Source organism: Flammeovirga sp. OC4 (assembly GCF_000812565.1).
Lineage (GTDB): Bacteria > Bacteroidota > Bacteroidia > Cytophagales > Flammeovirgaceae > Flammeovirga.
The window spans coordinates 1-7,542 of the sequence record NZ_JTAM01000124.1 but is presented as its reverse complement, the minus strand read 5'-3'; the positions used below and the strand labels follow the sequence as shown (position 1 = coordinate 7,542).

Sequence of the window (7,542 nt, the reverse complement as noted above, 5' to 3'; positions counted from 1 at the left end):
AAACAAAATCAAGTTCGCAGTGACGCCTGTCGGCTTGGCACCACGAACAGAGGAGGATCATTTCAAAATGGTAGATCTGTATGGTATAAAATTGTATGAATCAGAGTAAATTTAAAAATGGATAACAACTTTCAAATCTATATAGAGAACTTCATCCCTGAAGAGCAAATTATCATATTCCTAACTCAATCCTTTAAAAATAATACAGTAATGCATTTAGAAGCTGTTGGGGAGTATAATAAGGAGACAATTTTTTATCAATTGTGTTACGAAGAAAAAGGATTCAGAACACAATTGCAGTTAGTGGTCACCAATGAACTGAAAGGAAGAGAAAAGATGATTCCTTTTTTGAAGAGTTTAAGTGAAAAATTTCAATCGAAGGTTCTTTTTGATTTAGGTTATCCAGATTGGTATTATTATTTGATCAAGAACGAAAGTTTATTCTTTGTGTACTTAGAAGATTCAATTGACGATAGTGTAAATTATATTAAAGACAGTCTCATTGAGGTAAATGAACAATTATTATTGGAAGGCTATTATGATCAATTGTAATCATATGAGTATCTTTATAACATACACTAAGAACTTCATTCTAGCTTAAAATCAATAGATAAACAAAACAAAGATCTACAAATGAAGAAAAAAACCATCACAAATGATTTGATTCTTAATCGATTCGTATTACATTAAAAGAGCCTAACGAATTAATAAAACTGACTGTTTAACGAATCTCATGAAAAACCTTCAACTCTATCAGAGAAAAGTCATCCAACGTCTTATTGAAGACAAAAGATTTACCGTAGCAAAAATTGCGGAAGGTTTAGAGGTGTCCCTGTCTACGATTTATCGTGAGTTAAAAAGAAATACCAATCCAAAAACCCAAAAGTATGATGCAGAATATGCACACAAATTATTTTTAGCACGAAAGAAATACGCAGGTTCCAAAAAGAAAAATCCATTCATACATCATACAAGGAGGAAAAATGATTACGAGCTTTATGCTGAAAGAAAATATATCTATTGGTACTCTGATCAGTACTATGATCTAAAATTTAAAGGCAAGAACTACGATGCTGTCTACCTCAAAAAATGGTACGCCTACCGCATTGGTAAAAAGTATCATCACCATCAAGACGATTGGGAATACTACGATCTTTGGATGGAACATCTCCAACTCCTCAGAACACAGCAAGCACAACCCGGTCCGAAATATTATTGGATGCGTGAACTGATCAAAGATCAACCACAATTCAAACTTTGGAAGAACCCAATCGCTGTATCGGAACACAAAAAATGCGTCTAATCTATTCCTTTTTCATGAAAATTCATCTCAACTCACCAATTTCCCCTCACTTCACTCCACAATTTATCACAAGACTCCCTCTTCAGGGATTTTTTTATGCCCAAATTTTCCGATGCCACATCAAAAATCAACAACTACCCAGACTTTAAGAGATAATTTGCATTTGCTCACGAATTGATTTGAAAAAAAAAAAATTAAAAGACGATTGGTTGCTTAAAAAAATCAATTCTTGTTTTGTAATACATAAACATGTAAATTCAGATTATCTTTCAACAACCTACTAGCAAACTGATTTTCAATGGGAAGTTGGGAGTGTTTTTATTAATGGATATATACCATATGGCGTATGTCCGTGAAATTTTTGGGATAAACGCCATTGTGCTTATCTAATTTTAGAAGCAAATTATATAAACACCATGTACAGATATAATAGTAGATCAAGGATTTTTAGTTCGGGCAGAATTTTGGACAAATTCACATCAGTTCTCGAGAGTATAAAAAGAATTGTAGAAAATGAAACAGAAGATTATATTCTAAATGTGAATGAAACGGAATATATAAATCATCTTACAGAAAAGTATTCTATGGATGTACCTGAAATAGTATTTGATGATGTTTATGCCGACAATTACGAAGAAGATATACCTGCAGAATACTTTCCAAGGACTTTTCACGTCTATGAAGGGAAAAAGTATAAAAAAGAGATAATACAATTTATAATACCAGTAAATGGTAACACTGATTTATTATTGAACTGTCCAGCTTCTTCGATTTCATCGAGTGGTGGTGGGAATTTTCATATCAAAGGAAACACGATTGTTGCAGAGTTCATTAATTTTAGCAATGACCCTAAGAAAATAAAACAAGAATATGATAATGAAGTAAGGGGAGTTCATCGAAACTATGAAACTCTTAGAAATGATATCATCAATTTTAACAACTCTCTTGCCTCAACTATTAAATCATTATTCTCTCAAAGAAAACAAAAACTGTTAGCTAAAAATAACTTAATGTCTTCATTAGGTGTTCCTCTCAAGAAAAAGCCAAATACTTCAAATACTTTTTCTATACCTCAGCCAAAGTTTAGAGAAAAGCTCTCAATTAGACCATCAGTTGTTGAAAAAGGATTTAAGCCAGAACCAACACTTGATGAAAATAATTATCACCACATATTGAAATTAATTAACGATGTTGGAAAAAACTTTGAAAGAATGCCAAGTGTATATAAAGGAAAGGAAGAAGAGGATTTAAGAGACCATATCCTTATGATTCTTGACCCCAATTTTGAATTTGGTAGTGCTAGTGGAGAAACATTTAACAAATCGGGTAAGACAGACATACAATTAAGGTATGATAGTTCTGTCATTTTTATCTCAGAATGTAAATTTTGGTCTGGTGAAAAAGGATATTTAAAAACTATCTCTCAACTATTGAATTACTTAACTTGGCGAGACACAAAAGCCTCAGTTATTATGTTTGTTAGGCAAAAAGATTTTTCTTCAATATTAGAAAAAGTTAAAAAATCGACTACGGAGCATCCAAACTATTTAAGCTTTGTAAATAAACCTGATGAAAATTGGTTTAACTATCGATTCCATTTAAATGGAGATAAGAACAGAGAATTAAAATTGGCAGTGCAGTTATATCATTTACCAAAATAAAATCTACTGTTAAAAATGTGTAAAAATCATAGCTTTTGTCGTAGGCACAACACAAAAGCTACTCTTCTTACACCAACTGTTATACGAGATTAATAATATGTATCGAAAATCATTTCCAAAATGTGAAATTCAAGGCGATAGAAGCCCTTCAAAGAAAAAGCAAATTATGGGATCAATTTCAGCTTTGCCGAATAAATGTTTGAGTTGTGAATTCCTATTTGAAGGAGAATGTTTAAGAGCAGAAGAATTAGCTGAAGATTACTTAAGATTGGACTATGGTAGTTGTGGTATCGAAGGCAATACTGAACCTAAAGTGATTAAAGTGTCAAAAACGGGTATAGAAATTTTCGTACCTAATAAATGTATTGATTGTGAATTCCTTATTTACAATAGCACATTGCGATATGTTTGTAGTAAAGATCAAGAAATATGGGGAGATGGATTTCGTGAATTAGATTGGGGAGATTGGCAACCAAAATTTCCGAATGTTGGGTTAAGGAAATTTGGAAGAGATGATTTGGATTTAGGCAATGTTGCAATAACTAATAAAGTAATTCAACATATTTTAGATGGCCATAAAACAAAAGCTTTGAAAGTCTATAAAGACTTAAATAACATCTCAACAATTAAAGAAGCTAGAGAAGATATTGAGCAAATAGAAATAAAATTAAAAAAAGCACAAAACAAGGTGTAATTGACCATAACTTGAGACTGCTTGGTTACTAGCAATTACATGGAATGTAATGCTTTATATAGTCATTAATCAAAAACTGTTTAGTCCAAGAAATAACCAATAATGAGTAACTTTGAATTATTTAGCTTTGGAAGCTCAGATTGTTTCAATCTAGAAGAGTTTAGTCCAAAAAATGAATTCTTTATCTCAGTTGAATTTGATTTGAAGAAGCGAAACGAAGAAGGGATAATGACCTTTTTCTTTTTTTAGCTACAAAGGAAGGTTATTGTAATCAACCATATCACGATGAATTAGAACATATTGTAATTGTCGAAAAATATTCATTTGAGTTTGTAAGAAGAATGCTTGACAAAAAGGTAGTGAATAAAATTACTGAGCTATCAGATAAACAATTACTAGAATACCTTCACTCTAATTTTAATTTTGACGATGATTAAAAGGTTTAAAAGAATACGGTTTTCTATTGAATTGTAATTCTGAACGAATGTTATAGAATTCCTTAAAACGATAGAATTTTCATCTTCATAAAAAAACAGTGTTTAGCTTTTAACAGCTGAAAAATTAAAAAAAGAATTAGGTTATTGGTAGAATTGGTAGGGTATAGCGTGTTAGTATGCCCACCACAAATTGAAAAAATTTTAAAAGGCTTGTGGCTATTTAGTAAATGGGGGGAACTTCTTTGAAATACTTTTTAGCCAAGTTATTAGGCTAAATAATCGTAATTACATCCAATTATGATTATTGTAACTTTAATTAAACAAACTAAGGTTGTTAAAATGAAATATAACTTTTCAAATATACTCAAAATCATAAGCTTCCTTATTATTTCTTTAATTGGATGTCTTTTCTTAAAGATTAATATTCCTGGTTTAGGAGCAATTTGTGACGGGGATGCAATTTTTATAGCATTAATAGTTTCAACAGGAATAATCTGCTTAATCATATTATTAATTACATTTATTGTAGATTTCTTTTTTCTAAAAACTAATAAAAGGCTCAATTTAAAATTAATGGGTTTTTTATTATTTCAATTGGTTCTAATTTTAACAATAAACCCTATATATTCATTACTAAGATTAGGTACGACTTATGAAAGCTTTGAATACGAATATCCAATAATCACTTTAAATTTATATGAAAATGGGAGATTTTATTATGAAAGTTATAATGGTTCTTGTACTGAAGAAACAATAGGTAATTACAAAATTATCAAGAATGATGTTTTATTAACTTTTGAAAATGATTTACAGTTTTTATCAAAAAATTATCAGTTAAAAAATGACTCATTGATATCAAAAAGCACTAACCATTATACCTTAAAACTTAAAAGTAAACCTGATTTTAGTACAATGAGTTTTTTTAAAAAAGTACTAATTAAATTATATACATAGCCCAACAATAGCTAATCTCCATCCACCGGATTATACACCCACTGACCGTATCTTAATCATTACTTTGTACACAATAACCCTAAAAATATAAGATGAAAGAAAACATAAATATGGCTGTCTTAATTGACGGTGACAATATACCATCTGCCAATGTAAAGGACATGATGGAAGAAATAGCCAAATATGGCAATCCAACTATTAAGAGAATTTATGGAGATTGGACCAGCCCCGGGTTGACAAAATGGAAAAACTTGCTTTTAGAGAATGCAATTACTCCTATTCAACAGTATGGATATACTACTGGGAAAAACGCAACCGACTCCGCCATGATTATTGACGCTATGGACATTTTATATAGTGAGAAAGTTGAAGGTTTTTGTCTTGTCTCTAGTGATAGTGATTTTACCCGATTAGCGACCCGTTTGAGAGAAGCAGGAATGTTAGTAATCGGAATAGGAGAAAAAAAGACTCCCAATCCATTCATTGTCGCTTGTGATAAGTTTATATACATAGAAATTCTGAGGAAACAATCTGAAGATAAAACTGACACAAAAGAAACAGCTAAACCTTCAGTAGATAGAATTACAAACAAAGAGATTCACCTTATTTCTTCCTCAATTAATGATTTATCGGATGATGAAGGATGGGCTTTCCTTGGAGACGTTGGAAGTTTAATCCAGAAAAAACGCCCCAATTTCGACTCTAGAAATTACGGGTTTGAAAAACTCACACCACTTATTAGATCAATTAACAAGTTCGAAATAGAACAACGAGAAAACCCAAAAGGAAGAAGTAAATTGATTTATGTTAGAATAAAAGAAAAGCATTTTACAAGGGGAAGAAAATCATAGTCATCCTCCTTACTGTTTTTAGTGTCAAGCCGATAGGTGTCACTAAGAACAATAGCATAGTTTTAGTCTTTGATTTATAACTTTATAAAACTAACGGGAAATATTTGATAAAAAGAGAATTGTTATAAGTTACAAGCTTAAATAAAAGTCAGGTTCGAAGTGACATCTTCCGGCTAAAAACTATTAAAAAGTTAGGGGGGTATACTTGAAAATATTTTTGTACCGAACCTAGATTATATCTTCCCTAAGGCAGTACTATTTTGAATTAATTGCGAAAAGCTTTTTTAAAAAATTAACATAATGTATCTTTGTTGAGTGTAAGGTGATCTTAGGGAAAGTTAACATTGTCTTCAGTTACTACATACATACTTTCTTAAGAAACCTAGTATACATGTACTTAATAAATGTTGATTAGCAAACTATCCTACAAGCCAATTCTTGATAATATCAATTTAATATTATCCTAACCTTGAAAAGGAGCGTATGCAATGTGTTAAAGTGTATATATTCTAAACTATAACAAGCAAAAAATGAGAGCTAGGCTATTCTATCTATTATTGATTTTTACATCAATCGTCTTTAATGAAATCAAATCTCAAGACTTTTCTCTTAATTTTCAAACAGCATCTCTTCCAGGAGAAAGAGTGATAGCGACTATTGATGCAGGTAATATAGGTACTTATGAAGGGCTTCAAATTGTTGGTAATATAGTAGACTGTAATGGAAATTGGGGTTTTGCACTCCCTAATAGTTCAAACTTTATGCTATATGTTAAATTCTCTGGAGGGTTGGCTTATGGAATACAACAAGATGTGAAATTATCAAATATCACTCTTCGACTAAGGAAGGTAAATGACTCAGTAATACATTTAACAGCTAATACACCCAAAACCCACAAGGCATTTGTGATAAATTTCACTAACCTCAAATTAACAATAGTTAGTCCTGAAATTACTCTTGGAAACCCTAAAATTCTAAATGATGAAGGAGAACTGATTGTGGAAGAGCCAGTATATGGTACAAATGTGCTTGGTAATAATGGTATTCTTCCCGCACCCGTTATCATAGACTACAATGAAGGTGAAAAACAGTTAGCCTTAACAAATAAAGGTGATAGTGTTCTATTTCATCAAATGATAAACGATGACAATAATATTGTTTTTGAAAATAATTCAAGTAATGGTGGTTATAATTTCACATCGAATGTAGGAGGAAACGGTTCAAAATCTGTTGTTTTTATCGATGGAAATCAAGGAAATGTAGGTATTGGAACTAAAACACCTGAGTTTGAATTAGATGTAAGAGGATACCTTTGTGTTGGAGAAGGGAATAGAGCTGGAGCTATACATTTTAAAAGCCCTGTAGCTTCTAATGCAGGTTTTGTTGGATTTGAAAACAGTGAAGAAGGGCATAACTTTGCAATTGGTTCTAAACATGGTGGTGGATATTTAACTTTTTGGACAAACCAAGGAGTACATGGATATGGAGAAAGGATGAGAATTACCAAAGATGGTTTTGTTGGAATAGGCACTGACGAACCTGACTCAAAGCTAACCGTAAAGGGTAAAATACATGCTCAAGAGGTAAAAGTAACAACTTCAGCAGGTACAGTACCAGACTATGTTTTCAAAGAAGATTATGC

The 7,542-nt window shown here is 31.4% G+C and carries 7 protein-coding genes; all 7 read left to right on the top strand.

Annotated elements, in window-relative coordinates; all coding sequences use genetic code 11:
* Positions 1-117 precede the first annotated feature (117 nt).
* The gene (locus tag PL77_RS29255) at positions 118-552 is read left to right on the top strand and encodes a hypothetical protein (RefSeq protein WP_044213404.1); all 435 of its coding nucleotides are present in this window, start codon (positions 118-120) and stop codon (positions 550-552) included.
* A 181-nt stretch (positions 553-733) separates the two neighbouring features.
* Positions 734-1,303: a helix-turn-helix domain-containing protein gene (locus PL77_RS29250; protein WP_044213403.1), complete on the top strand. Its 570-nt coding sequence runs from the start codon at positions 734-736 to the stop codon at positions 1,301-1,303.
* 416 nt (positions 1,304-1,719) lie between these two features.
* On the top strand, positions 1,720-2,964 hold the full coding sequence (locus PL77_RS29245) for a hypothetical protein (protein ID WP_044213401.1): 1,245 nt from the start codon (positions 1,720-1,722) through the stop codon (positions 2,962-2,964).
* 166 nt (positions 2,965-3,130) lie between these two features.
* Positions 3,131-3,658, top strand: a complete 528-nt coding sequence (locus tag PL77_RS31255) for a hypothetical protein (protein ID WP_156152599.1) — start codon at positions 3,131-3,133, stop codon at positions 3,656-3,658.
* A gap of 734 nt (positions 3,659-4,392) precedes the next feature.
* Positions 4,393-5,049, top strand: coding sequence for a hypothetical protein (locus PL77_RS31950; RefSeq protein WP_156152598.1), 657 nt, complete (start codon positions 4,393-4,395; stop codon positions 5,047-5,049).
* Between the two features lie 92 nt (positions 5,050-5,141).
* Positions 5,142-5,900: an NYN domain-containing protein gene (locus PL77_RS29225; protein ID WP_044213393.1), complete on the top strand. Its 759-nt coding sequence runs from the start codon at positions 5,142-5,144 to the stop codon at positions 5,898-5,900.
* A 530-nt stretch (positions 5,901-6,430) separates the two neighbouring features.
* On the top strand, positions 6,431-7,542 hold a 1,112-nt coding region (locus tag PL77_RS29220), incomplete at its 3' end, for a tail fiber protein (protein WP_044213391.1).

Excerpts from the sequence above, each read along its gene's own strand:
- PL77_RS29255 (WP_044213404.1), top strand. The coding sequence starts at position 118 with ATGGATAACAACTTTCAAATCTATATAGAGAACTTCATCCCTGAAGAG.
- PL77_RS29250 (WP_044213403.1), top strand. The coding sequence starts at position 734 with ATGAAAAACCTTCAACTCTATCAGAGAAAAGTCATCCAACGTCTTATT.
- PL77_RS29245 (WP_044213401.1), top strand. The coding sequence starts at position 1,720 with ATGTACAGATATAATAGTAGATCAAGGATTTTTAGTTCGGGCAGAATT.
- PL77_RS31255 (WP_156152599.1), top strand. The coding sequence starts at position 3,131 with ATGGGATCAATTTCAGCTTTGCCGAATAAATGTTTGAGTTGTGAATTC.
- PL77_RS31950 (WP_156152598.1), top strand. The coding sequence starts at position 4,393 with ATGATTATTGTAACTTTAATTAAACAAACTAAGGTTGTTAAAATGAAA.
- PL77_RS29225 (WP_044213393.1), top strand. The coding sequence starts at position 5,142 with ATGAAAGAAAACATAAATATGGCTGTCTTAATTGACGGTGACAATATA.